Genomic DNA, 26,033 nt, shown 5'->3' with positions numbered 1-26,033 from the left:
TATTTTCCGGCTATAACCCATGGAGTCTTTGGTCATTCTGATTTCCGGCCGCGGCAGCAATATGCAGGCGCTGCTGGAAGCAAAATTGCCGGTGGAACGCATCGCCGTCATCAGCAACAACGCGAATGCATCGGGGCTGGAGATCGCGCGGCAACATGGCATCGAAACCATCGTTCTCGACCATCGCGCTTTCCCGGACCGGCAAAGCTTCGATGTGGCATTAGCGGAAAAAATTGACGCTTGCCAGCCGAAACTGATTGCACTGGCGGGCTTCATGCGTATACTAAGCGATCGCTTCGTACAACGCTATCAAGGCCGGTTAATGAATATCCACCCTTCCTTATTGCCCGCATTCCCCGGATTGGGAACACATGCGCGAGCACTGCAAGAAGGCATCAAAATTCATGGCTGCACAGTCCATTTTGTCACGATGCAATTGGATCACGGTCCGATTGTCATTCAAGCCGCCATCCCGGTATTACCCGGCGATACCGAAGAAACACTGGCTGCCCGCGTGTTGGCGCAGGAACATCGCATTTACCCACAAGCGGTGCGCTGGTTCATGGAGGATCGCATCCGGTTGAGCGGAAATCAGATTGAAGTGATCGGCTCCAGCGTCAGCGATGCTGCACTTTATTCGCCAGGGTTAGCGGAATGAAATTTGCACCATTCTTTCTCCTGTTAGGGTTGTTCATCAGCACCGGGGTGATGGCAACGGATCTGCCGTCGCGCATCGAAATCAAGTACGCCGTGACGACCGATATCGGCGAAGGCGAAATCGATGAGGTCATAGTGATCAAACACATCGAGGGCAAAGCGCATTATTCGATCAACAGCAAAGCGCAAGCCACCGGCGTATTTAAGCTCATTGAACCCAACAGCATCATACGCCACAGTGAAGGGCTCATCACCCAGAAGGGATTGCGGCCGGCGCGCGCTTACGAAAAACGCGGCCAGAAGAAACCCAGTGTGGCCGAATTCGACTGGAAGAATCATGTCATTACACTCCATCATAAAGGACATCAGACAAAGGAAATAATGCCGGACGGCACGCTGGATCGTCTCAGCATGTCGTACAATTTCATGTTCACCGCACTCCCCAAACATCATGTAGAGCGCCATATCATCAATGGCGATACCCTGCAGTTATCGCGCTACACCATTACGAAAGAAACGCTCGATACACCGATCGGGAAAATGGAAACGGTGGTGCTAACCCGGCAGGAAGAAAAGCACTCCAAGCTCAAGCGGAAATTATGGCTGGCATTGAACAACCACATGTTGCCCGTGCGCATCGTCTCGGTAGAAGATAATGGTCGCGAAATCGAGAAAATGGTAACCGAAGTCAATATCAGCTATAAAACCGAACATTAAGGAAGCGCCGAACATTTCAGAGCGGTCTTAATTAATCCCGTCACTGACATCACATATCACTTACACCGGAATTCAATGCATTTAACACACCCTCAACTGGATGCAGCCGTTGCCGCCATGCGTACCGTGCTGCCGCTGGAATATCCTGCCGACACCATCTTGCGGCATTTTTTCCGGGACAATCCCATGCTTGGCGCACAAGACCGAGCCTTCATCGCCGAAACCGTTTTTGGTATTTTACGCCACCGCTTTTTCCTTGAAAGCCTGATAAAACTATTAACACCGCGCGCTTTGGTGCTCGCTTACCTGGTCAAATTTCAAGGAATGAATTTGCGTGAATTGACGCCGCTGATCAGCGAAACCGAAGTCAAGTGGCTGGCGGAAATCAAAGCCAGTAAACCGGACACGCAACCATTGGCTATCCGCGCCGAATTCCCTCAATGGCTGGTGGAAAAATTGCAACCGGGTATGCCGGATAGCGATATCCTCGAGTTGGGGCTTTCCCTGCAACAGCCTGCACCGCTGGATCTGCGAGTTAATACCATTCTTGCCAAGCGCAATGAAATTCTCGAAATATTCCAGCAAGAAGGTATTACGGCACAAGCAACACCCTATTCTCCATGCGGTATCCGCTTGAGCGGAAAACCTGCCATCAATCGCCATACGCTTTTTTTATCGGGAAAAATAGAAGTGCAGGATGAAGGCAGCCAATTACTTGGCTACTTGCTAGCGCCGAAACGCGGGGAAATGGTTGTCGATTTCTGTGCCGGAGCCGGCGGCAAGTCGCTGTTATTGGGCGCCTTGATGAATTCAAAAGGGCGTCTTTATGCTTTTGATGTTTCGGAAAAAAGGCTAAACAATCTAAAACCCCGTTTCAAACGTTCCGGCTTGTCGAATTTGCATGCGCAGCGCATCGCCAATGAGAATGACAGCAAAGTCAAAAGATTATCCGGAAAAATAGATCGCGTATTGGTGGATGCGCCCTGCAGCGGCCTCGGCACTTTACGGCGCAATCCCGATTTGAAATGGCGTCAATCCCCGCACAGCATCGAAGAACTCAAAACAAAACAAGCGGCTATTCTTTCTGCCGCCGCCGGCTTGCTCAAACCCGGAGGACGGTTAGTCTATGCGACGTGCAGTCTTCTGCCGGAAGAAAACCAAGCCATTATCAGCGATTTTCTGGCTACGCACCCGCAATTTATCCTGCTGAATTGCTCGGAATTATTGGCGCAACAAAAAATACCACTGGACACCGGAGAATTTCTGCAACTATTGCCGCAACGGCATCAGACAGACGGTTTCTTTGCAGCTGCATTGACTCGCACCGAGAAAGAAAAATTGGAAAAATAATCTCGTTATTAACTATGCTGCTGGGCCAGCGTTATCTTTTCTTTCAGCAATTCGATCAATGCAGGAAAACCATCTCGTTGCAGAACAGCACGATATTCCCCGCGCTTTATGGCCAGATCGCTCACGCCGTCAAACAGGATATTGGCAATTCGCCAGCGCCCTTCCACTTGATGCAATACATAATCGAAATTAACAGCACCACCGTCGGACTTCGTTAATTGACTGCGCACCAGCGTTTGCTCGCGCGGTAACGGTCGTTGTTCCACGATCTTGAATTGTTCTCCCTCAAAATGGGTAAAGCGTCCGGCATAAGTGGCAATACTGAGTTGACGGAAAGTAGCGGTAATCAAGTCTTGCTGCGCTTTATCCATTTGCGACCAGTAGGTTGCGCCTAATATCGTCTTGATAATCAGATCAATATCATGTGACTGATCAATGACCGGTTCGAGAAATTTGTAACGCCCCTCGTAACCCAATTTTTCCCCTTCCTGCATGACTTGCAGTAACGAGGATTGTAAGTGGCCGATCACCTGTTCAGGGGTTTCGGATCCCGGATCGGGTGCACTGAATCCCGCTGAGATGGGTAATAGTAGTGCCAGCATCAAGCACCAGGCGATCAAGTTAATAGTTTGCTTTACTTTCATAGTGACGATCTTTCCAGCGAGCGCGTTCCCCGCGCCAATAGCGCAATGCCGATGTCCATGTCATGGCAAGGTACAGCGTACCGGTAACAGGCAGTGCCAGACACCAGAGCGGCGAACGGTGATAATACATCAAAGTTGGCAGATAGGTAAAAAACATAGCAAGCCACGCCACTACACTAATCATGTAAGCTTCCTGGGCCGATGACAGCAAAAAGACAAGCGGCGCCGCCCAAAACATGGCTGTCATAATCAAGGTGCAGATGATCAGTAAAAAGGGAGAGTATTTTAATTGTGTAAACGCGGTCCGCGCCACCATTTCCCAAATCGGCTTTAATGTTTGATAACCGCGATGACTTCGCGCTGCGTGACTGAGTCCGATAAACGTACGAAAGCCCGCATGTTTGATATGGGCGGCTAACGTACAATCGTCTATCAGCGCATTGCGCAAGCTGGCAAAAGCACCGGTTGAATGCAGTGCTTGCGTCTCCACCAAAATACAGCCGCCCGCCGCCGCCGCAATACGCGATTGTGATTTGTTTGCCAAACCAAAAGGATACAGCAGCTTAAAGAAAAATATAAACGCCGGCATCAGCAGGCGTTCTATTAGGTTCTCCATCGGCGGTTCGGCCATCAATGACACCAGCGTTAGATTTTCATTTTGCGCTTTGCGCTGTAGCTCAGAAACAATCCCCGGAGCCAGTTCGATGTCAGCATCCAGCAACAATGTATAGGGCGTTTTAACTTCTCGCAATCCCTGTTCCAGCGCCCATAGTTTTCCGCTCCATTCTGCCGGTGGCGCGGTACCGAATAATACCTGCACACCGCAACGGCTTGCCTGCAGAGCGGTATCATCGCTGGATTGATCATCGACCACGATAATGCGCATATCGATGCCTTGCGCCTTGATACCGTTGAGCGTATGGCCGATATAAGGGCCTTCGTTGCGCGCCGGAATGAGCACGGTAATGGCACTCAGATCTTCAACGGATCGCGATGCCGGTGCTTCTATTTTCTCGCGCGTGCTCCATGGACGCCACGGGAGTAGTGCCAATGATCCCCAGCAAACAGCACCAAAAACAGATAGATATAATACAAATTCCATTATTATTTCAAACAGATTCTAAAACTTGTATCAATACTCTGGTTCTGCTATTTGTTTACTTGTTAATCAGCGTTACCGATATATCAGAAAGCTTCTTGGGCGTTTTGTTTTCTTCGGCCGCCCAGTTCGGCGTAGGCTCAGCAACCATAGGACCCGTAGTTCTTGGTCCTCGCAGCGAGGTCACCAACGCTTTCCATGGGCGTTGCAATGTATCTTCCACTGCGGTTGCTTCATAGCCACAATGAGCCATACACTGCGCACATTTCGGATTATTGGCGGTGCCGTATTTTTCCCACGGCGTATCTTCGAGAAGCTCTTTGAAGGTCTTTGCATAACCTTCATCTGATAGTAAGTAGCAAGGTTTTTGCCAGCCAAAGACATTACGCGTCGGATTGCCCCATGGCGTACATTTATAATCCTGATTGCCTGCCAGGTAATCCAAGTACAACGCGGAATGATTCAGGCGCCACTTACGCTTCAGTTTTTTACCCAACTCAAAAATGCCACGGAACAATTTTTTTGTATCCTGACTTTTGATGAAAACATCTTGCTTCGGTGCTTTTTCGTAACTAAATCCCGGTGCGATTGTTGCTGCTTCAACACCAAGCTCCATCGCATAATCGAGAAACTCAGCGACATCTTCCGGTGTTTCACCTTGAAAAAGCGTGCAGTTCACTGTTACCCGGAATCCCTTATCCAAGGCTATTTTGATTGCTTCAACCGCACGATCAAAAACACCGTCCTGGCAAACTGAAGCATCGTGACGCTCTTTCATACCATCTAAGTGAATGGAGAAGGTCAAATAAGGAGATGGAGTATAGTCATCGATTCGTTTCTTTAGCAACAGCGCATTGGTACACAGATAAACATACTTCTTCCGTTGAATAATACCTGCGACAATCTGCGGCATTTCCTTGTGCAGTAATGGTTCACCACCCGGGATCGACACCATCGGCGCGCCACATTCATCGACCGCCTGCATACACTCATCATATGAAAGACGTTGATCGAGCACATCTTCCGGATGCGCAATTTTCCCGCACCCGGCACATGCCAGATTGCAGCGAAACAGAGGCTCCAGCATCAGCACCAAAGGATATTTCTTAACCCCTTTTAATTTCTGTTTGATTAGATAAGTGCCAACCGCAATCTGTTGACGTAAAGGAACTCCCATGAGCAAAACCTCCAAAAATACTTCAAAAACAAATTAATGACTAATGCCACCAAGCAAATTTAACAAAGCCAATCGCACAATCAATCCCAATTCAATTTAATCCGGAAGATACTGTCATGTATGCAATTCGGCCTTATACTGCGAAACCCATCTTTATTGAGGAATTTAAGCATTAAAGCAGACATTCGTAACAAACGATTATCGATATTATCCATATCACAATATCGATAATTACCTGAAAAATCTATAAAACCGGATTTCAAGCTTAACTATAGAACATGGCACTTTCTATAGCAAATATTTTTAAATCAACTAAGGAAATTAAGCGCCAGTGTCAAAATACGAAGTGAAACAAATAACCTGATTATCAGAAATTTTTAACGGGTAAATAAGCACCAAAAATCAATCATGATTCTTGGTGCTTTAAAAAATTACAAACCGGAATGACTACGACTACTTAGAAATCCACGCCCAATGCACGTAGCGTTCTTTTGGTCACTTTACCAACCGGAATATTATTTTGTTTCTGAAAACTTTCGATAGCTGCAACCGTTTTAGCACCACTAACGCCATCAACCGCTCCGGGCTTAAACCCTGCATCTACGAGCGCTTGTTGCACTTTACGCATGATCGTTGGTGTCACTTTTACCACATCATCGCCATCATCCGGTTGAGCTGCTGCGGTAGGCTGCGCTTGAGCTGAGGCTGCTGATTCTATGCTTTGTATACTTTGCACATCTTCAACTTTGGCTGCTGGCTCAGCTGGCGCTGCAGCGGGTGCCGGTGCTGCTGAGGCTGGGGCTGCTGGGGCCGGTGCTGCTGGTGCAGGCGCTGCTGGAGCTGCAGCAGGTGCTGCCGCTGCATCTTTGTTCTCTTTAGGAAGCGGCTTCTTTTCAAAAATCGGCTTACAGCCAATCAACAATCCGACTGATAACAAAAGAATAGTATAAGCCACTAATTTACTGATCTTACTAAATTTCATTGCTACCCTCCATTGTAAATATTGTATAACTGAAAAATCATTAAACTTGCACCAAGTGTAAATCTAATGAAAAACTCGTTCAACTTCAGCGCCTTAATTCATTAGTCCTGCGAAGCTATAGCAACATATTTAATTTTATTTATAGTTATACGGACTAACTCATAATGTTGCGATGTGAACTATCACACTTTTCTGATCATAACGCAATCCGAATAAGTTAATTAAGATAGATAGGTTGCGATCCATGGTAAATTGCCGGTAGTTATGACTGCGCTTAAATTACAATCGACTTTGAATCCCGGCTCGATTTACCGGGTCGTATCGCTGAAAAAAATTATTTTTCCAATCTATAGTTAATCGTAGCAAGCGGGATCAGAATCATTGGTTTGTCTCGCGCTTCCTTATTGAACGATGGTAAAACCGTTTCAAGAAACGGCGTTATTGAATTTGTCGAACCGGTGGTTTGAGTAAACCCCCGGTTACGAAACAGTTTTGTTAGGGTAAACGAAGATGTTGTAGGATTAAACTTGAAGATCAATGTGTTGGTAAAAGTAAATATCAGACTTGTATTGAACGATGAAAATGGATTCCTTCTCGCGCTCAAATCGGTATAGATTGAACTGACAACAACGATCAGTTCCTGACCGTTAAAATAAGCTGTCGCATCGATTGAGTCTAATGGCTGCGGCAAGCCATCAACTTCCGGAATTCCGGAATAGCCGATCGCTGTCGCTTTATCGATACACACCGTATGATCATTATTAACGAAACGGGGAATACCACCGGTCAGACTCAAGCGATAAACTCCTCCTCCTGAGTCTTCTGTGACTTCAAATCTGCTCTGTATTGACGTTCCGCTAGCAGGCGTAGGATCTTCGGTATCGATAGCGCTCTGACATTCAAATCCTTCGTACGCAATGCTGAGTGCGAAAACGTTACCCTGCAATAAGAATGACAACAGTACTAACAGCCATACCTGCGCTATTTTCATAAAGACACCCTGAAAAATAAACAAGCCTGAATCAGCTATCTACTCGGAAGTTCGTTGCTCAACAGGAATCTCTAGATTGGTGAATACACAACCGCAGTCACTGAGCAAAACTTCAAAAACTTATGAATGCGAGCTTATCACGTTGTGTAGCTTGGCAAAAACATCACCGACATAGCGAATCTGGTCTTCAGTATGGGCAGCGTTTACGCTGCATCGCACCAGTGACTTGCCCTCAGGTGCTGCAGGCGGCAAAATCAAATTTACATAAATATTATGTTCGAGTAACTGCTGCCATAAAAACAGCGCTTGTTGCGGCGTATCCACAACGGCAGCAATGACTGGTCCCGGATCCGGACCGAGAATATAACCGGCTGCTTTGAGCGCTGCATACAGTTGCGTGCAGTTATTCCATAATTGTTTGCGCAAGTGGCTGCCCTTGCGCAGCAATTCTAGCGCCGCGCGAGTAGAAGCAATCGTTGCGGGCGACGGTGATGCCGTAAAAATATAAGGGTGACTGATGTAGCGCAATTGCTCAAGCTGCGGATGATTGCTGACACAATACCCGCCAATACTGCACAAGCTTTTGCTGAAAGTACCGGTAATGAAATCGACTTCCCGCAACAAGCCGGTCTTCTCGACAAGACCTTGGCCGGTTTCTCCCAACACCCCCAGCGAATGCGCTTCATCAAGGAGCAAAATACAACCATACTGATTCTTTAATTTAACGATCTCGACCAAAGGTGCTTGATCGCCCAGCATGCTATAAATTCCTTCGGCGATGATCAATGTAGTTTCAACGCGATCGCCTAAGCGGCGTAGGCGCTTTTCCATGTCAACCGGATCATTGTGTTTGAAGCGAATGATGTCCGCGCCACTGAGAATGCAGCCATCATAGATACTGGCATGCGAATCGCCATCGATTAGAACCGTATCCCCCGGGCCGACCAAACCGGAAATCGTACCCAGATTCGCTTGATATCCGGTCGTAAATACGATGCTGGAGCTGCATTGATAAAAATCGGCAAATTCCTTTTCTAACGCGCGATGACCGAAATAACTGCCGTTAGCCATTCGCGAACCTGTGGTTCCCGTACCTTCCTTGTCAATGGCTTCATGCGCTGCCTGAATGCACTCAGGGGCGAAAGTCAAGCCCAGATAGTTATTCGTACCCAGCAGAAGTACGCGGCGATCTCCGATTCTGGCTTCGGTCGCAGAATAAACTTCTTCGATCGGAATACCGAAGGCACCGACACCATTGGGCAAAAGCGCCTTTCTCGCCGCTGCGGCTGCATCAATTTTCTCTAATAAATTCATTATGATGCTGTTTTAATTTTATGCACCAAGTCGACCAATTCACGAACTGTCTGCACATCCGCTAGCGCATTAATAGGAATTGAGATATCAAAAGTATCTTCCACTTCCATAATCAGATTAAGCAGTTTGATGGAATCAATCGATAATTGACTGATTAGATTTGTTTCGGGGGAAATCTGGGTATCAGAATTGGTTAAACTACTTAGGCGATCACAGAGTAGCCGCATGATCTCGTCGTAATTACTGTCAGTCATAGATTAAATTCAGCGTGATTAAATTTTGAAGTTAGATTACTTCAGATAATACATCTTGTAAACGAATACTCGGATGCCATCCGGGCAGCGCATGAATCAAGGGCGCATTATCACATACCCAATTAGGATGTTGTAGTTCATTCACTTTTCCTGGGGTCAGCATAGGGGAATAATGAAATAATCGGGCAAGCCAGAGATTTGCCGAGGCCACATTGCGAATTAGCAAATCCGGTATCGTCACACAATGAATCGGGCGCTTCCATACTTGTTGCGCTAATTCTACCAACCCCTGATAACTGTATCCGCTCGGTGTGCCATCATCCAGCTCAAAAATTCCCTTGATGTCTTGCTCCGTTCTCAACCATGCTTCGATTGCAGCAACCAAATCATAAACATGAATTAACCCGAACCGATTATGAACTTTCCCGACAACGGGGAATATGCCGCGACGCATCGCCTTAAAAAGCGGCCTTATTTCTTTATCACCGGGGCCGTAAACAGCTGTTGGCCGGAATACCGTCCATCGCAATTGTTCTGAATTCTCAATGAGCAATTGTTCGGATGAACATTTACTTTGGGCATACCACGACAACTCCGGCTGACGCGCAGCTAACGATGAGACTAATAAAAAGCGGGGGGATCGTTTTCTTTGAGCTATGGCACATAAAAGATTTTTAGTGCCTTTAATGTTGGTATTTGCAAACTCCTGAAAAGAGCTTCCTCTAACGGTTGCAGCACAGTGAACAACAAACGCTGCATCACCAACTAACTGATGCAGCGCAGTTACATTATCTAAATCACCTTGAATCCACCGAAGAGATTCACTATCTGATGAGCGGTTAATTCGAGTCAATGCACGAACTATCCATCCACTTTGAATCAGTTTCTGTACTAACACATGACCAATAAAGCCAGTAGCACCTGTTATGGCTACTATTTTGGCATGCGCACTATCTGTCACCCGATTCTACAAAAGATAATTGACCTGCCAAATTTGTTCTCTGAATATAGCCTTGTCTAGCTGCAAAGCGAGAAAGCTTTCCAGATGAGGTCCGCGGCAGTGTATGAGGTGGAACCAACTCGACTACGCAATTGACTCCAAATGCCATATAAACAAGTTGCTGCAGCCTGATAATTAACGATTGACGTTCTGCTACAGAAGTAAGCCTGCATTCAATAACCAGCACAATTGTTGTAGTACCATCTTCATCATTAATTCCAAATGCAGAAGCTTCACGCGATCTAACTTCCGGTTGCTGTTCTGCTAGCTCTTCGATATCTTGTGCCCGAATATTCCGACCATTTACGATGATAACGTCAGTACGACGCCCAGTAATAAATAAGTCACCTTCAAACAAAAAACCAATATCACCGGTATCCAACCAATTACCAGACTTCAGTGCTTTGTTAGTTTCTTCTGGATTATTGTAGTAACCAGTCATTACACTATTACCATGCACTAAAACACTGCCGACCATCATTTCGGATAATTGCTGACCATCCTCATCGACTATCTTTACGATGTGTCCAGGTAATGGGCGACCGCAATTTACAAATTCATTTTGTTTACGCCCACTAGCTTGCAATCGAGCAGCCATTCTCTTATCAATCAGTGTCTTGCTATCGACTTGTATACTCTTGCACCCTTCACCGATCTTTGAAAAAGTGACTGCCAATGTTGATTCCGCAAGACCATAGCAAGGTAAAAAAGCATTCTCATCAAAACCTGCTGATGCAAATTTTTCTGCAAAATTTCTCAATGTCTCAGGTCGAATCATTTCTGCACCGATACCGGCTGCCCGCCAACAACTCAAGTCCAGCTCCTTGAGATCAGACTCTCTCACGCGAAGAGTACAAAGCTTAAGACCAAAAGGTTGACTAAATGCAACGGTGCAACGATTACGGCTAATTAAGCGTAGCCACTGCAGCGGTCGAATTGCAAAATCACGTGTTGCCAGATAGTCAACTGAGATTTGCGTAACCATCGGCGCCAACACCAATCCCACCAACCCCATATCATGATAAAAAGGCAACCATGATGCTGAGCGATCATCCGGCTTTATTTCCAAGCCATTACGCACTATACCTTGCAAATTACACATCAGTGCCCGCTCGGTAATAATCACACCTCTTGGTGTTCGCGTACTACCCGAAGTAAACTGTAAATATGCTGTTTCGTTAGGGTGATTGGGCTGCAATTCTACATCTAGCGCTGGCAACTCGCTCAGCTTCGCGGGAGTTCCTACCCACGCTATGTTAGACACTCCTGCAGCAGCCTCTTCCAAAAAACCAACATAATCGATATTCGCCAGCGCGATACTCGCCTGACTACTCTCAAGCATACCCCTCAACTGTTGAACATATATCGCATGACTGCCAAGATTGACAGGAATCGGCATTGCAAACGGCACCAAACCAGCATAACGGCAGGCAAAAAACAACTCGACAAACTCTGGTGAAGTATCGGCAACAATTGCCACTCTACTGCCGCGAGGCAAATCAAACCCCGACAAGCGTTGAGCTATAATACGAGAATTCTGCCGAAGCAAACTATAAGGCAAAATTGAACGTAAATTACCCCTCGCGTCATAAAAGTTATACCCGGTTACTCCTTCCGCTGCATATTCCAGAGCACTTGTCAGAGTATCAAAACCCGCCAACTGCTGCGTTAGTGTATTGAGCGTCGGTGTCGGTATTAACTGCAACTCGCTTGAAGGCTGAAAATCAAACGCTTGCGTTAGCGGAGCGTTCAACTTGGTTATTGTCGAACTCAAGATCTTCCCCTCGAAGTTATAGTACTTGTCATCTTGCTTCTATCAGCAAGAAATTTTGGTTGAGCGCACCAGCTCTTATTTTTAATCCTAAATAATGCATTTTTTGCTGGCTGGAAAATTCTCATTCAAACGCTTACCGCTGACATTGCTTAATAAAATAAGTGTGTCATATTTGACCAATCCGCAGCTTATATAAGGTGCTTTTTCCTGTCAAGGCAATATTAAGCGGATGTTGCACCAAAACAACAATCCGCTTAATTCATGATTTTTTCTGTGCTATCCCGTATTTTTCACACTATAGGGAATCGCTCATTTTGAGGATACTCATAGAGAATTAACAGCTTCTGCAAGAAGCCAGTGTGAGTATCCGAGTGAGAAAAACGCCTTAATGCAGCATCACACTCAATGCTTTTAGCGTTTTGATCGATAGAAAGATGGATTTTCCACTGCCACTTTCGATAGCAGAATATCCGATTGCTGATTTCTGGCGACAGAAGCCGTTCTGTTGCGGGAGTGCTCCGCAGCAGCGATTTCCGCCCGAATCCTTGCGGTAGCAGCCGCAGTTGCTTCCTTATCCGCTTGTGAGCGCACAAACAGAGCTTCTTTCGCCATTATTTCAACCGCCTCCCGTGCCGTTGCCGCTTCTAATGCTTTAGATTCCAACGCAATGCGCTCTTGCATAGCAACAAGAGCGGCTGATTCTTTTCTGGCTTTTTCCAACGCCATTCGCGTTGCACTTTTTTCCGCCTCGAGTTGTGCCCTAGCTTTATTGGCCGCAATAATCTTCGCTTGCGCTCTGCTAATGGCAAGTCCTGTAATTTTTTGCTCAATCTCCAGCCGTTCGGCCACCGCCTGCTTTGCATCGACCATCGTTTTAGCGCGTATTTCCGCATCCTCCAGCAAGCGTTGCTCCAAATCAGCCTTCTTATTCATTTCTTCGGCCGCAAGAATATCCATTTGCGCTTTTGCCTCTGCCGCAGTTTTTAACCGCAACTCAGCCGCTAAGCGACTTTTGGCGGCATCGCGCGCCGCTTTCTCAATCTCCATGCGCGCTTCGGCTGCTTTCATTGCTTCTTCATCGGACCTCATGTGTTTCTGATGCTCTCGGACGGCGGCAGCTTCAGCTTTCTTTTTCTCGCTGGCAATCGCTTTAGCCTCTTTTTCAGCATGCAGAGCAGTCTCCGCTTCAGCCAGTGCATCCGCTGCAATTTGCATCCGCTGATCAGCCTCTTCCAGCAATCCGGATTCGGCAGCCAGGCGGGCCTTTATAGCATCGGCAGCCGCATTCTCCTTTGCCAGAATCGATTCGGCCAGTTCGGCAGCCACTTTTTCCGCATCGGCTCTATCACGAGCGGCAATTGTGGCTTGTGAGTCCAGCTCGGCTCTTTTCCTGGCTTGTTCAGCCGCGGCGGCTTCCGCTTCAGCTTTCTCTTGCGCCGCTTGCATCGCAGCGCTCTCCGCTTGCAGTCTTTCTTCCTCCATTTCCCGCGCTTTTTTCTCGGCTTCCAAACGCCGAGTGATTTGCGCTAATGTTTGCGCTTCCAGCCGCGAGCGGATCCGTATTTCTTCAATCGCCTGCTTTTCCGCCTCTTCTTGCGCCCTGGCCAATGCCATCGCTCTCTGTGCTTCCTGAATCCTCGCCTTTGCCAACGCCGCTGCACAAGTTTCCGCTTCGATCGCGGCTTGTGCAGCCAGATGCGCTTCCTCCGATACTTTGACTCGCTGCAAAGCAGCCACGGCAACCTCGTTTTCCTTTAATGCCGTTGCATGCGCCTTATCCAAAACAGCCGCTTCCTGTTCGACACGCCGCTGCATCTTTTCAACGATGGATGCTTCCGCTTTGATTTTGGCTTCCAATAATGCATTCAAAGCTTTTTCAGCCTTGATTTTTTCTTCCGCCAGTAACTTTGCCTTCATCTCCAATTCCCGGCGGGCATTGGCTTCCCGGATGGCTAGCGCTTCAACTTTGGCTCTAGCCCGGGCTTGGTCGGTAGCAATTGCTTCAGACTGAATTCTTGCCTCAGCCGCGATTCTGGCGTTGGCTTCGGCCCGGGCACGCGCTTCGGCAGCTACTTTCGCAATATTTTCCGCTTCAATGCGCTTATGCGCTTCCCTAATCGCTTGATCCTCGGCATTTAGCCGGTCGTGAAAAGTAGAAGCAAGCAGCCGTTTAATCTCATCGGCCGATGCAAATTGCTGATCGGAGTCAGACGCGCCGTTTAACTGCAACTCACTGTCAGACGCGGCAGCCTCTTCACCTTGGTGAGATTCCGGTGAAGTAGAAAGCTTACGTAGCGAACTGAATAGACGCATCTTAAATGTCATAAATGATTAATCAAACCAGCAATTGTCAGGGCTTTGCCGATATGAATCATCAGCAATTTTCCCGGTGAATGGATAGTCACTGTAGCAGCTTTGTATCAATGATCTGTGTTGGAAAAGAAGGGAAAAATTGTCTGTTTATGCATTGAGAATCAAAAGGTCTGTTTCCTTAGACACCTAGCCGAATTTGCTCCGGCAAAAACCGGAGAAACAACTATGGCATATTGATTTTATTGACATTCAGTATCCCCATCATCAGATTCAAACCGTCATGTACCAAATGCTCCAGAATCGGTGCATAAAAAGGCATGCTCAGCGCCAGCACAAGCAGACCGATGGACAGGGTTAAGGGAAAACCTACTGCAAAAATATTCAACTGCGGCGCCACGCGCGTCAGCACCCCCAAGGCCAGGTTAGTGATCAGCAACGCCGTCAGGACAGGAAGCGATAATTGCAAGCCCGACTTAAAAATTTCACTGCCCCAATTGGCAAGTGTCGTAAATGTTGCATCCGTGGTTCCCTCCACACCCACCGGCAGGGTGCTAAAGCTTTGCGAAATCAAGGCAATCATCATCAAGTGCCCATCGATGGCAAGAAATGCCAGACTGGCGATTACCCCCAGGAAACGGCCGACAATATCAATCTGCCCGGAATTGTGCGGATCAAAGAAAATTGCAAAACCAAGCCCCATCTGCAAACCGATTAATTCACCCGCCATCTCCACGGCAACAAAAACAATCCGCATGACAAATCCGATGGCAATACCAATGAGCGCTTGCTGCAGCAAAATAATCAAACCGACACCCGAAGCCGGATCAATTTGCGGTAACGATTTCTCCACCAGCGGCATCACCAAAATGGTGATGGCAATCGCCAATCCCAGTTTCACTCTGATTGGAGTACTTGTATTTCCTAAGATGGGAGCGGTCGCCAACAACGCCAGAATTCTGCTGAGCGGCCAGAGAAAAGCCGCCAGCAGCGTATTCAACTCAGCCGTGGTTATACTGAGCATGTTTTCGAATCACCCATTCGATTAATCAATCCAATCACCAGCAGGGTTAATAATGGTGCCTGCGGGATTAACCAAGCGCCAGCCACGGAATGCTGGTAAAGAGGCGCTGCATGTAATCGGTCATGAGCGTGATCATCCAAGGTCCGGCCAATACAATGACCAGGAACATCACCAGCAATTTCGGTATGAACGACAACGTCATTTCATTGATCTGTGTCGCCGCCTGGAAGATACTGACCAGCAAACCGGTCGCCAGCGCCGAAAGTAATAGCGGTGCGGAAATCATGAAGGTGATTTCCAGCGCTTGGCGACCGATCGTCATTGCACTTTCTGGGGTCATAATGAATTTCCTTTCAGGTGTAGAAACTTTGCGTCAATGAACCGATAATCAGATGCCAACCATCGACAAGCACAAACAGCATTAATTTGAACGGCAGTGAAATGATCATCGGCGACAGCATCATCATACCCATCGCCATCAGTACACTCGACACCACCAAATCGATAATCAGAAAGGGAATGAAAATCACGAAACCGATCTGAAATGCGGTTTTCAGCTCACTGGTGATATAAGCCGGCACCAGTATCTTCAGCGGCACTTTATCGCGGCTTTCGATTTCCTCACTATCGGAAATTTGCACAAACAGCGCCAAATCCGTTTCCCGGGTCTGATGCAGCATGAACGATTTCAGCGGCACACTGGCTCTATCGGCCGCCTCCATGATATTGATCTTGTCTTGTGAAAACGGCAAATACGCTTCATTGTAAACGCGATCAATAACCGGCGACATGATGAAGAAAGTCAGAAACAGCGCCAATCCGAGCAGCACCTGATTGGGCGGCGAAGATTGCGTACCCAGCGCCATCCGCAGCAACGACAGCACGATGATGATGCGCGTAAAACTCGACATCATCAGCACCACCGCAGGCAAAAACGTCAGCGACGTCAATAAAATCAGCGTTTGCAAGCTGAGCGAGTAGGTTGCGCTGCCGTCCGCGTTGGGTGAGCTGGTGAATGCCGGAAAGCCGGATTTCTGCGCGAACGCGGGAATAGCGATAAAGCCGGCCAAAAGCAACGCCACTCGAAGTACGTTGCGCGTCTTCAGACTGTGCGAACGGTAGTCAAAAACTGTTCTGAGGTCAGCATATTGAACAAATGAACGCGAGAAGGATTTCAATCGATTATGCATTGTCTTTTTCCATACTCTGATTGAGTTGCGTGGCGAATTCCCCCACTGGCGGATGTTCCGGTATAGCGCCGGCCGTATCGGTTGCAGGTTTGCTCAGAACATGCAGCTTGTTGACGCGTCCCGGTGCGACGCCAAGCACCAGCCACGTACGATCAATTTCAACCACGACCACCCGCTCCCTCTGACCCACACCGGTTGCCGCGACCACTTTGACCACACCCGACGCGACCGTGGGCAGTAAAGCAAAACGCTTCAATAACCAAGTGCCGCCCACGATAACCGCCAATACCAGCAATAACGCGCCGATCATCTGCAGCGTACTTTCCGTGGATATCACCGGAGCGGGCGGTACATAACCTGACTTTGCGGTTTCCGCAGCGGCCGAATAAGGCGTCGCCAGTAGCAAAAAAATCAAAAATCGAATTTGCATGTAGGCACCTAGCGGTTAAGTTTGCGAATGCGTTCACTGGGCGTGATGATGTCGGTCAGCCGAATACCGAACTTGTCATTCACCACCACAACTTCACCTTGTGCGATCAAGCAACCGTTCACCAGCACATCCATCGGTTCACCGGCCATGCCGTCCAACTCCACCACCGAACCCTGAGCCAACTGCAGCAAGTTCTTGATCGCAATCTTGGTACGCCCCAGTTCAACCGTCATCTGTACGGGAATATCGAGAATCAGGTCGATATCATGGCGGGTATTATTCGCCATGCCGTCTTTTGAGAATTCCTGAAAAACCGAGGCGGATGATGCCTGCGCCCCCATCAGGGGATTACTATTTTTCTCCACGGACGGACTCTGATCGGCCGCCGCTTGTTCCGCCATCGCAGCAGCCCAGTCGTCTACTTCCGATTCTTGTCCTGCAGAGGCATTTTGCGAGGCTGCCTGTTCCGCCATTGCAGCAGCCCAGTCGTCAGTCTCGGTTTGATTGTTTGCTATAGGCTCCGACATGTCACCACTCTCCAATAAATTATTCAGACTCTGACGGCGAGATCATGTTGTTGACTCTCAGCGCATAGCGCCCATTCATGGTGCCGTAGCGGCAATCCATAACCGGCACTCCGTCGATGTGCGCAGTAATGGATTTGGATATCTCCAGCGGGATGATATCTCCGGCTTGCATGCTGAGAATTTGTTCAAAAGTCACTTTCGTCTGCCCAAGATTGGCAACCAGTTCCACTTCAGCGCCTTGCACTTGCTGTGACAGCAACTTGATCCAGCGTTTGTCGACTTCCAGATGATCGCCTTGCAACGCGCTGTACAACGTATCGCGAATGGGTTCGATCATCGAATAAGGAATGCAGACATGGAATTCGCCGCCTTGATTACCCATATCGATATCAAAAGTGACAGTAACGACCACCTCGTTCGGTGTCGCGATCGTGGCAAACTGCGGATTCATTTCCGACCGGATATATTCAAATTTAACCGGATACACCGATTTCCACGATTTCTCATAATCTTCAAACACCACCTCAAGCAAACGATGGATGATGCGCTGCTCGGTCTGGGTAAAATCCCTTCCTTCCACACGCGTGTGATACCGGCCGTCGCCACCGAACAAATTATCCACAATCAGGAAAATCAAATTCGGATCAAAAACCATTAAAGCCGTGCCGCGCAGCGGTTTCATATGAACCATGTTAAGGTTGGTCGGCACCACCAGATTACGCACGAACTCACTGAACTTGATCACCTTGACCGGACCGACCGCGATATCCACCGTACGGCGCATGAAATTAAACAAGCCGATGCGGAAAAAGCGTGCAAAACGTTCGTTGATGATCTCGTAGGTCGGCATCCGGCCACGGACAATGCGCTCCTGCGTCGCGATATTGTAGGGCCGGACACCCCCGCGATCCTCTTCCTCCTGCACTTCATCGCTCTCGCCCGTAGCGCCTTTGAGAAGTGCATCGACCTCGTCTTGTGAAAGAAAATCTTCAGCCATGGATGGTTACTGGATTACAAATGAGGTAAATAACACTTCCCGGATATCATCCTGCAGTTCTTCCGAGCCCAGCGATTGCCTGATTTCATCCACGATCTGTTGACTCAGCAATTGCTTTCCTTGAATACCCGCAATCTCGACCGCTTTCTTGCTGGAAAGCAACATCAGAATCCGGTTGCGGATGTCCGGCATTTGTTTGGTAATCTCTTGAATTACCTCGGTCTCTCTGGCTTTTATCGTTAATCCGACTTGCAGATATTGATTGTTTTCCTCCGGTTGCAAATTAACAGTAAAAATATCCAAATCAACAAATTTCGTTGGCTTCGGTTTGGGTTGTGCCGGCTCGGATTCCTCGCCGCCAGATGTTTTCATGAAATACCATGTGCCACCGGCGCCTGCTCCGATTGCTATGATTGCTATCAAGATAGCGATTATCAATCCCTTCTTGCCTTTTTTACCTTCTGCTGCAGCTGGTGCTTCCATCGTTTTTGCCATTTCGCATAACTCCTCATTGAATGGAGTTCATTATGTGCGACGTGACAATAAACTGATGCCGCAAATAACACTGAAATAATGTCGCTATTTTCAGATACTGGCGCCGATAGAAACGAGCTCCTATCGCCCGGTTTTCAGCTGCTGGAGGAAAGAGCTCTGGTACATTCTAGCCGGTCAATTTGATTTTTCCCGGGCGGGGTTGCAGAAAAAACTAGCAATAAAATGAAACGATGTTATCTAAACTATTCACCGGTCATGCGCTTAAAACTTGCAACATGACCGGCGGCAGATAAGCAATTACTATTAAGAAGCAGGAAACGAGAATAACCCCATCCATCTTCACGCGTAGGTGTTAACGAGACCTTGATGCCGGATGGGCACAGCAGCCGTTTGAATTTGACCGGTTACTTCCTGGGTTGTGTCATTCATATTATCACCCCCTTTTGCAGCATAAAATGCTTGCTGCTGCTTATTCTCCTGTTGAAACGAATCGGCGCCTACCATTACATTTCCCAATTGAATACCATTCTCCGCCATCATTTCCCTTAAGCGCGGCAAAGCTTCCTGAATAGCGTCGCGTACCGCCGAATGAGGAGATACAAATTGCGCCGTCGCCTGATCCTGGGTAATACTCAACATCACTTCAACAGGACCTAAGTGCGCCGGATTCAAACGGATCTCAGCCACCTGATGTTGCTGCGAGCTCAGCCACACAATTTTTTGCGCAAACTCACCGCCCCATTTATGCTGCCCTACAGGCGCATCGACCTTTACGTCCTGTGGCGCTGCGCTCTGCGAAGCGGTGACGGTAGTGTTACTTAAACCGAAAGACTGTGATACCACCGGTTCTTCCTGAGTTTTCAAGATCGGCACAGCATTGTCGAGCTGAGTATCTTCACTCAGCTCTGCAGCAGGAGGGACAAACTTGCCGTAAGCGGCAGAATCTGCCGTTCCCAGAAATTGCCAATAATTATTGGATGAGGAATTCATACTGATCGCATCTGAGTCAGCCTGATTCTGACCTTGCTGCAACAGTTGATTAACAGCCGGAATCACAGCGCTGGTAATTTGTTCGCTATTTTGCGGCAAGGGCATATCGGGAGGTACTGCAGTTGCAGTTTGAGGCAATGCGGATGCTGCGGTCGTTGCATCCGGGCTGGCTGTCGCACCCATCGCCTGTAACGACGGAACCGCTTTAAATGTTGCCGAAGCATCGTTCAGGAGATTCTGAATAAAACTTCTGGTTCCATCCGCCTGAGCATCTGTGGAGGAATCGGTCATATCCTTATCTTTATCCTTATCTTTATCTTTTGATGGAACATTTTTATCCGATCGATCTTGTGCAGCTGCAGTGTCATTTTTCTCTTGCTTATTCGTGGTTTCGGATACTTCCCGGTCTAAAACCTTACCAAAATCTTCTGTAGCAGGATCTTTGGCTCCTGATGATTTGGCTCCTGATGAACCAGAGTTCGCCGCTGCTGCCGGATTGTCTGCGGAAGATAGAATCTGAGGTGCAATCGATATGTTTAACATAAGCTTATGGTCTCGTACGATTAATAATCTAGCTATGAATGAGCAATATCCATACCAATCCGGCAATTGCGGACGATATCGTTAACTGTCCTTGCGATAAATGGAATTCAAGGCAAACTCATCCAGTGCCTTTTGTTCTTGTTGCATTTGTTTCTGATTCTCGGCGTGCTGTTGACGTTGGGATAACGTGTCGTAGGATTTCAGTTTGCGCTGATGGGATAGAAACTCATCGTTGCCTGCCATTCTTTTATTTTGCGCATGCAAGATTGCCTGACGCTGCTCCGTAATCGCTGCATCCAGCTTATCCATGAAGGCCATGAAATTGAGCCATTCGATATGATCCATCCCTGTTTCTGTTGAATTCTGAAAATGAGACTGATAACTGTGGCGGTACTGCAAAAGCAAGTTGAGCTTCTTTTCAGCTTCCCGTTGCTGAAAATTCAATTTGCCGAGATTTTTCGCGGAAGCATCCGCCCGTTGCTGCGCCAATTCCAACAGCAGTTTTAATGACGATGAGGTTGCCATAGTTTTTACCGGATTCCTTCGCTTTCAAATAACTTGGATAATTTCTCCACACTATCGGCAAAGTTATCGTGTTGAAACATAGTTTGCAGTAAAAATTTTTCAAGGGACGGATAAAGTCTGATAGCCCGGTCCAATTCCGCATCCGTGCCGGCAACGTAAGCACCGACGCTGATCAGGTCATGGCTGCGTTGGTACCGTGAATAAAGGCTTTTAAACTGCCGCGCCATGTCAATCTGTTTCTGCGGCACCACGCTGGTCATGACCCGGCTGATCGAAGCTTCGATATCGATGGCCGGATAATGCCCCGATTCAGCCAATCGCCGCGTTAGCACGATGTGGCCATCCAAAATGGCGCGCGCACTGTCGGCGATGGGATCATTTTGATCGTCCCCCTCGGCCAGCACGGTATAAAAGGCGGTAATCGAGCCACTATTCTGATTGCCGTTACCGGCCCGTTCCACCAATTGCGGCAATTTGGCGAATACCGAGGGCGGATAGCCTTTGGTTGCCGGCGGCTCGCCGATGGCCAGAGCGATTTCCCGCTGCGCCATGGCATAGCGCGTCAGCGAATCCATAATCAGCAGCACATGTTTACCGGCATCGCGAAAATATTCGGCGATGGCCGTGGCATAAGCCGCACCCTGTAAGCGCAGTAACGGTGAAGTATCGGCAGGCGCGGCGATAACCACCGAACGGGCGAGTCCTTCTTCTCCCAGAATATTCTCGATGAATTCCTTGACCTCGCGCCCCCGCTCGCCGATCAACCCGACAACGATGACATCGGCTGTGGTGTAGCGTGCCATCATGCCCAACAAAACGCTCTTGCCCACGCCGCTACCGGCAAACAATCCCATGCGCTGCCCGCGCCCAACCGTCAGCAACGTATTGATCGCACGCACCCCGACATCGAGCGGCTCGGTCACCGGAACCCGCTCGAGCGGGTTATACGGCCGGCTATAGAGCGGCACGCTATGCTCGGCGCGGGTTGGTCCGAGACGATCCAACGGCTCACCGACACCGTTCAATACCCGTCCCAGCAACTCCGGTCCGGCGGTCACATGCTTGGCACGATCTGCCGCGCGCCTGCGCGGATGCAGAACACTGCCGAGGCGGGGTAATTCACCGGCAAGCTCGGCAGGAATGACTTTGGCACCGGGAGACAAACCATACACATCACTGGAGGGCATGAGAAACAAGCGTTCCCCGGAAAATCCGACGACTTCGGCCGAAACGCTCAGGCCATTCGATAGGGAAATGGTACAACTGCTCCCGACCGGTAACCGGAGTCCGACTGCCTCCATCACCAATCCGGAAACACGCGTGACGGTTCCGCTTAGCAAGAAAGGGTTTGCGGGATTAATCAGCTGGGTGCAGTTCTTCAGGAAACCGCCCCATTGTTCATGACGCGTCATGTCAATCGGCCTTGTTTAACCATTCGTCAGTCTGGCCGAGGGTTGACAACACCCGTTGCCAGCGCACTTCCAGACTGCCGTTGATTTCACTGCCGCCAGCCTCGATACGGCACCCGCCGCGGATTAACTGCTCATCTTCACGGATGCTCCAATGATCCTGCTCCAGCTGCTCATGCAGATGCGCAAGTACTAGTTTTGCATCCTCGGGATGCAAGAAAAGACGAGGGTGTTGCGTCGCATTGGGCAAGTTACGGATGGCTTCTTGCACAATCGGCACAATCAATTCGGGTTGCAGTTTCAGCGCCTCCGTCACCATTTTTTTCGTCAGTGCGATAGCCAGTTCGAGCAGGCTGGCTGCCACTTGCTGGTCCATTTGCTGCAGATCCTGATCCAGCTTGGTTAACAACGTCTGCATGCGAGCCACTTCGGCTTTAACTTCGCTCTCAGCCAAAGCCCGGCCTTCTGCATATCCGGCTGCATGACCTGCCGTATGACCTTCTTGCAACCCGGCTGCATATCCTTGTTCTTTCGCGCTTCGCAAAACTGCCGCAATTTCCTCTTCGGTCGGCAAGGAAACTTGAGGTTGACTATCAGACTGATCATTCGATTCCTTGCCGGCTTCCTGAGCTTCCTGCGATAACTCAGGCGCTTCAAAGGAATCCATTTCCCAGCGCTGATAGGCGGTGAGTTTTTCCTTGGGAACAAAATTACTTGCAATCATCGATAAACCACCGATTCGGTAATAAACAGGTCACTGCTTACATGGACCGGATGCAAAAACGATCCGTTAAATGAAGCCATCGTCACCTTTTCCACCCAATACGATCTGCCCATCGTCAGCCAATTGACGCACGATTTTAAGAATTTCTTTTTGTTCGGCTTCGACTTCGGATACCCGTACCGGACCTTTGCTTTCAAGATCTTCGCGCAGAGCTTCAGCAGCACGCTGCGACATATTCTTGAAAACTTTCTTACGCAATTCTTCCTGCGCCCCTTTCAACGCAATAATCAAGGATTCCGACTGAACTTCACGCAACAGCAATTGAATACCATGATCATCGATTTCAATCAGATTATCGAATACAAACATTTCATCCATGATCTTTTGCGCCAATTCTTCATCGTACTGTTTGACATTCTCGATGACGCTGGTCTCCTGAGCGGTCGGCACAAAGTTAAGGATCTCCGCAGCAGCCCGGACTCCACCCATCGCCGCTTTGCGGATGTTATTACTGCCGGATAACAATTTGGTCAACACATCGTTGAGTTCGCGCAGCGCGTCGGGCTGAATACTGTCCAGCGTGGCGATGCGCAACAACGTATCGTTACGCAGCCGCTCGGTAAATAGACTTAAAATTTCACTGGCCTGGTCCCGTTCCAAATGAACCAGAATGGTAGCGATAATCTGCGGGTGTTCATTCTTGATCAGCTCCGCCACCGAAGGCGCATCCATCCACTTCAATCCTTCGATCCCACTGGTATCGCCGCCTTGCAAAATCCGATCGATGAGATTTGCCGCCTTTTCATCGCCCAGCGCGCTGGTCAGCACCTTGCGGATATAGTCTGCAGAATCCTGGCCCAGCGTGGTTCTTCCTTCGGCTTCATTGCAAAACTCCGAGAGAATATTGTCAATCTCGCTGCGTGAAATATTCTGCAGCGACGACATCGTCTCACCCAATCTTTGCACTTCCTTGGGTCCCAGTAACTTAATGACCGATGCCGCTTCCTGCTCACCCAGCGACATCAGCAAAATTGCGCTCTTTTTGATTCCATCTTCAGCCATTTTTAGCCATCCAATCTTTTACCACATTGGCAACGATGGCGGGCTCATCGATAGCCAATTGCTTAGCTCGCTTGAGATTTTCCTCAGATATCGATTTTTGAATCGCTTGAATCGCCCCTTCATCCACTTGTCCCGGCAACTGACCTTGTACCGCCCCTTCACCCGGCAATCTCTGCTGATCTACGGTTGGAGGTGGCGGCGTTAAGCTTTTCAGGAAAGGTTTGAGTACTTTGAGTAAGAAAAATAAAACCACAGCCGCGATCAAAAACTGCTTGCCGATGTCCTTGGCCAGCATGATCACCTCAGGATCCTTCCATAGCGGAACATCCAGCACTACTTCGCCGTTATTCGTAAATAGATTGTTGGTGACCGTGAGCGAATCCCCGCGTTTCTCGTTATAACCCATCGCTTCACGCACCAGATTGTTGATTTCCTTAATTTCCTCAGCCGTCAACGGTTCGTGCGTTACTTCACCGTTTTCATCGACTTTCTTGCGGTAATTCACCACCACTGCGGCAGTCAAGCGTTTGATATTGCCGGCCGATTGCTGCACATGCTGTACCGTTTTATCGACTTCGTAATTAATCGTCGATTCTTTTTTCTTATCAGTCGGCACCGTTTTATCGCCGCCTTCTTTCTTCTCGCCGCCCACTTCAATCGGCGCCGTTGCCGGCTCAGGCGGACGATTGGTCAGCGCGCCCGGAATGCCGCCATCCGGCTTAGTGCCCGTGGAAGTTGCTTCGAGTGTTTGCTGGCTGCGGATAGCGGCAGCCTCCGATTCTTTATTATTCGGCCGGTAAATTTCTTCGGCGCGTTCAATCCGGGAAAAATCCACGTCCGCAGTCACTTGAGCGCGCACATTCGCTGCACCGGTAATCGGGGTGAGAATCGCTTCGATACGGCGGATATAGTTCTCTTCGATTTCCTGTATAAACTCCAATTGCTTGGCATCAAACCGGGAATCCTGCTTATCGTTCTGCGTACTCAACAGATTGCCGTTTTGATCCACCACCGTCACATTCTTTACCGGCAAATTAGGCACGCTGCTGGACATCAAATGTACAATCGCGCTGACTTGTTCGACGCTCAAAACTCTACCCGGGTGCAGATGGAGCAATACCGAGACACTCGGTTGCTGTTTTTCTCTTGAAAATACCGAAGGCTTAGCCATCGCCAAATGCACGCGCGCACTTTGCACCGCGGCTAACGACTGAACCGAGCGCGCCAATTCACCTTCCAATGCGCGCTGATAATTAACCTGCTCGAGGAATTGGCTGGCGCCGAATTTTTGATTCTCCATCAACTCGAAACCCGCCAGGCCGCCTTTCGGCAATCCCTGGCCCGCTAGACGCAAGCGCGCTTCATGCACGTGCTTTTCCGGAACCAGAATCGCACCGCCGCTTTCGGAAAACTTGTACGGCACGTTCATTTGCTGTAAAGCGCCGATGATGGCAGCGCCATCCTGATCCGGCACATTGTTGTAGAGCACGCGATATTCCGGCGTCTGACTCCACATCAAAGCACCAACCAGCAGCGCAATCACAGCCGCTGCCGAGAGAATTAATCCCAGTTTTTTTTGATTGGATAGCTGATTGAACTGCGCCAGACTACCGGCTGCAGCGGGTGCGACTGTATTGGATTCACTCGGTACTGTTGCCACGTGCTCTTCTCCTGCTTAAATTCCTGGCCACCAATCAAATAAGATTTGTTATTGAGCTGAAACCGCCGGGCTTGCCAGTCGCAGCCTATATCTGCAGCCTCGCCGTTCAACTTATCCATCGCCATGCCGTAAAAAAACTCACTCCAACAATCGGCATTTGGACTGGATTTTTATTGATGCGATGATTA

Annotated in this window: 25 protein-coding genes and 1 pseudogene; 3 read left to right on the top strand and 23 right to left on the bottom strand. The window is 48.7% G+C overall.

Annotated elements, in window-relative coordinates; genetic code table 11:
- Nucleotides 1-19: 19 nt before the first annotated feature.
- From HRU78_01740 to HRU78_01730, 3 genes are all read left to right on the top strand, one after another.
- Entirely contained in the window at nucleotides 20-658 is a 639-nt protein-coding gene (locus tag HRU78_01740) for a phosphoribosylglycinamide formyltransferase (GenBank protein QOJ22521.1), read from the top strand.
- Complete coding sequence (locus tag HRU78_01735; GenBank protein QOJ22520.1) at nucleotides 655-1,374, top strand: DUF3108 domain-containing protein; 720 nt, start codon at nucleotides 655-657, stop codon at nucleotides 1,372-1,374. Before HRU78_01740 ends, HRU78_01735 begins: the two co-directional genes overlap by 4 nt.
- A gap of 75 nt (nucleotides 1,375-1,449) precedes the next feature.
- Entirely contained in the window at nucleotides 1,450-2,724 is a 1,275-nt protein-coding gene (locus tag HRU78_01730; protein ID QOJ22519.1) for an RsmB/NOP family class I SAM-dependent RNA methyltransferase, read from the top strand.
- 8 nt (nucleotides 2,725-2,732) lie between these two features.
- Here the strand turns inward: HRU78_01730 and HRU78_01725 are convergent, their stop codons facing one another.
- From HRU78_01725 to fliF, 23 genes and pseudogenes are all read right to left on the bottom strand, one after another.
- Nucleotides 2,733-3,326, bottom strand: coding sequence for an HpnM family protein (locus HRU78_01725; protein ID QOJ24866.1), 594 nt, complete (start codon nucleotides 3,324-3,326; stop codon nucleotides 2,733-2,735).
- A 19-nt stretch (nucleotides 3,327-3,345) separates the two neighbouring features.
- Nucleotides 3,346-4,473 (bottom strand): glycosyltransferase, encoded by a 1,128-nt coding sequence (locus tag HRU78_01720; protein QOJ24865.1) that lies wholly within the window; start codon nucleotides 4,471-4,473, stop codon nucleotides 3,346-3,348.
- A 52-nt stretch (nucleotides 4,474-4,525) separates the two neighbouring features.
- Entirely contained in the window at nucleotides 4,526-5,644 is a 1,119-nt protein-coding gene (hpnH, locus tag HRU78_01715; GenBank protein ID QOJ22518.1) for an adenosyl-hopene transferase HpnH, read from the bottom strand.
- Between the two features lie 457 nt (nucleotides 5,645-6,101).
- Nucleotides 6,102-6,626, bottom strand: coding sequence for a peptidoglycan-binding protein (locus tag HRU78_01710; protein QOJ22517.1), 525 nt, complete (start codon nucleotides 6,624-6,626; stop codon nucleotides 6,102-6,104).
- A gap of 334 nt (nucleotides 6,627-6,960) precedes the next feature.
- On the bottom strand, nucleotides 6,961-7,617 hold the full coding sequence (locus tag HRU78_01705; GenBank protein ID QOJ22516.1) for a hypothetical protein: 657 nt from the start codon (nucleotides 7,615-7,617) through the stop codon (nucleotides 6,961-6,963).
- A 120-nt stretch (nucleotides 7,618-7,737) separates the two neighbouring features.
- Nucleotides 7,738-8,931, bottom strand: a complete 1,194-nt coding sequence (locus tag HRU78_01700) for an aminotransferase class I/II-fold pyridoxal phosphate-dependent enzyme (protein ID QOJ22515.1) — start codon at nucleotides 8,929-8,931, stop codon at nucleotides 7,738-7,740.
- Nucleotides 8,931-9,185, bottom strand: a complete 255-nt coding sequence (locus HRU78_01695) for an acyl carrier protein (protein ID QOJ22514.1) — start codon at nucleotides 9,183-9,185, stop codon at nucleotides 8,931-8,933. Before HRU78_01695 ends, HRU78_01700 begins: the two co-directional genes overlap by 1 nt.
- A gap of 31 nt (nucleotides 9,186-9,216) precedes the next feature.
- The gene (locus HRU78_01690) at nucleotides 9,217-10,146 is read right to left on the bottom strand and encodes an NAD(P)-dependent oxidoreductase (protein ID QOJ22513.1); all 930 of its coding nucleotides are present in this window, start codon (nucleotides 10,144-10,146) and stop codon (nucleotides 9,217-9,219) included.
- On the bottom strand, nucleotides 10,136-11,959 hold the full coding sequence (locus HRU78_01685) for a fatty acyl-AMP ligase (protein QOJ22512.1): 1,824 nt from the start codon (nucleotides 11,957-11,959) through the stop codon (nucleotides 10,136-10,138). The genes HRU78_01690 and HRU78_01685 overlap by 11 nt, the downstream gene beginning before the upstream one ends.
- Before the next feature lie 480 nt (nucleotides 11,960-12,439).
- Nucleotides 12,440-14,284: pseudogene (locus tag HRU78_01680) on the bottom strand (hypothetical protein).
- 211 nt (nucleotides 14,285-14,495) lie between these two features.
- Nucleotides 14,496-15,293, bottom strand: coding sequence for a flagellar biosynthetic protein FliR (fliR, locus tag HRU78_01675; protein ID QOJ22511.1), 798 nt, complete (start codon nucleotides 15,291-15,293; stop codon nucleotides 14,496-14,498).
- A 67-nt stretch (nucleotides 15,294-15,360) separates the two neighbouring features.
- The gene (gene fliQ, locus HRU78_01670; protein ID QOJ22510.1) at nucleotides 15,361-15,633 is read right to left on the bottom strand and encodes a flagellar biosynthesis protein FliQ; all 273 of its coding nucleotides are present in this window, start codon (nucleotides 15,631-15,633) and stop codon (nucleotides 15,361-15,363) included.
- A 13-nt stretch (nucleotides 15,634-15,646) separates the two neighbouring features.
- Nucleotides 15,647-16,399, bottom strand: coding sequence for a flagellar type III secretion system pore protein FliP (fliP, locus tag HRU78_01665; GenBank protein QOJ24864.1), 753 nt, complete (start codon nucleotides 16,397-16,399; stop codon nucleotides 15,647-15,649).
- Between the two features lie 76 nt (nucleotides 16,400-16,475).
- Complete coding sequence (fliO, locus tag HRU78_01660; GenBank protein ID QOJ22509.1) at nucleotides 16,476-16,913, bottom strand: flagellar biosynthetic protein FliO; 438 nt, start codon at nucleotides 16,911-16,913, stop codon at nucleotides 16,476-16,478.
- 8 nt (nucleotides 16,914-16,921) lie between these two features.
- Complete coding sequence (gene fliN / locus HRU78_01655) at nucleotides 16,922-17,440, bottom strand: flagellar motor switch protein FliN (GenBank protein QOJ22508.1); 519 nt, start codon at nucleotides 17,438-17,440, stop codon at nucleotides 16,922-16,924.
- Between the two features lie 19 nt (nucleotides 17,441-17,459).
- Complete coding sequence (gene fliM, locus HRU78_01650) at nucleotides 17,460-18,437, bottom strand: flagellar motor switch protein FliM (protein ID QOJ22507.1); 978 nt, start codon at nucleotides 18,435-18,437, stop codon at nucleotides 17,460-17,462.
- Between the two features lie 6 nt (nucleotides 18,438-18,443).
- Nucleotides 18,444-18,932: a flagellar basal body-associated protein FliL gene (gene fliL, locus HRU78_01645; GenBank protein ID QOJ22506.1), complete on the bottom strand. Its 489-nt coding sequence runs from the start codon at nucleotides 18,930-18,932 to the stop codon at nucleotides 18,444-18,446.
- Nucleotides 18,933-19,271: 339 nt separating this feature from the next.
- Nucleotides 19,272-20,531, bottom strand: coding sequence for a flagellar hook-length control protein FliK (locus HRU78_01640; GenBank protein ID QOJ22505.1), 1,260 nt, complete (start codon nucleotides 20,529-20,531; stop codon nucleotides 19,272-19,274).
- Nucleotides 20,532-20,546: 15 nt separating this feature from the next.
- Nucleotides 20,547-20,990, bottom strand: a complete 444-nt coding sequence (fliJ, locus tag HRU78_01635; GenBank protein ID QOJ22504.1) for a flagellar export protein FliJ — start codon at nucleotides 20,988-20,990, stop codon at nucleotides 20,547-20,549.
- 5 nt (nucleotides 20,991-20,995) lie between these two features.
- The gene (gene fliI / locus HRU78_01630) at nucleotides 20,996-22,402 is read right to left on the bottom strand and encodes a flagellar protein export ATPase FliI (GenBank protein ID QOJ22503.1); all 1,407 of its coding nucleotides are present in this window, start codon (nucleotides 22,400-22,402) and stop codon (nucleotides 20,996-20,998) included.
- Nucleotide 22,403: 1 nt separating this feature from the next.
- The gene (locus HRU78_01625) at nucleotides 22,404-23,123 is read right to left on the bottom strand and encodes a flagellar assembly protein FliH (GenBank protein ID QOJ22502.1); all 720 of its coding nucleotides are present in this window, start codon (nucleotides 23,121-23,123) and stop codon (nucleotides 22,404-22,406) included.
- 66 nt (nucleotides 23,124-23,189) lie between these two features.
- Nucleotides 23,190-24,185, bottom strand: a complete 996-nt coding sequence (fliG, locus tag HRU78_01620) for a flagellar motor switch protein FliG (GenBank protein ID QOJ22501.1) — start codon at nucleotides 24,183-24,185, stop codon at nucleotides 23,190-23,192.
- Nucleotides 24,178-25,845: a flagellar M-ring protein FliF gene (fliF, locus tag HRU78_01615; GenBank protein ID QOJ22500.1), complete on the bottom strand. Its 1,668-nt coding sequence runs from the start codon at nucleotides 25,843-25,845 to the stop codon at nucleotides 24,178-24,180. The genes fliG and fliF overlap by 8 nt, the downstream gene beginning before the upstream one ends.
- Between the last annotated feature and the right edge of the window lie 188 nt (nucleotides 25,846-26,033).

This window comes from Gammaproteobacteria bacterium (assembly GCA_015709635.1).
Classification (GTDB): Bacteria; Pseudomonadota; Gammaproteobacteria; order Burkholderiales; family Nitrosomonadaceae; genus Nitrosomonas.
Note: the sequence above shows the minus strand (reverse complement) of the source record. Positions and strands in the feature narration are given on the sequence as shown.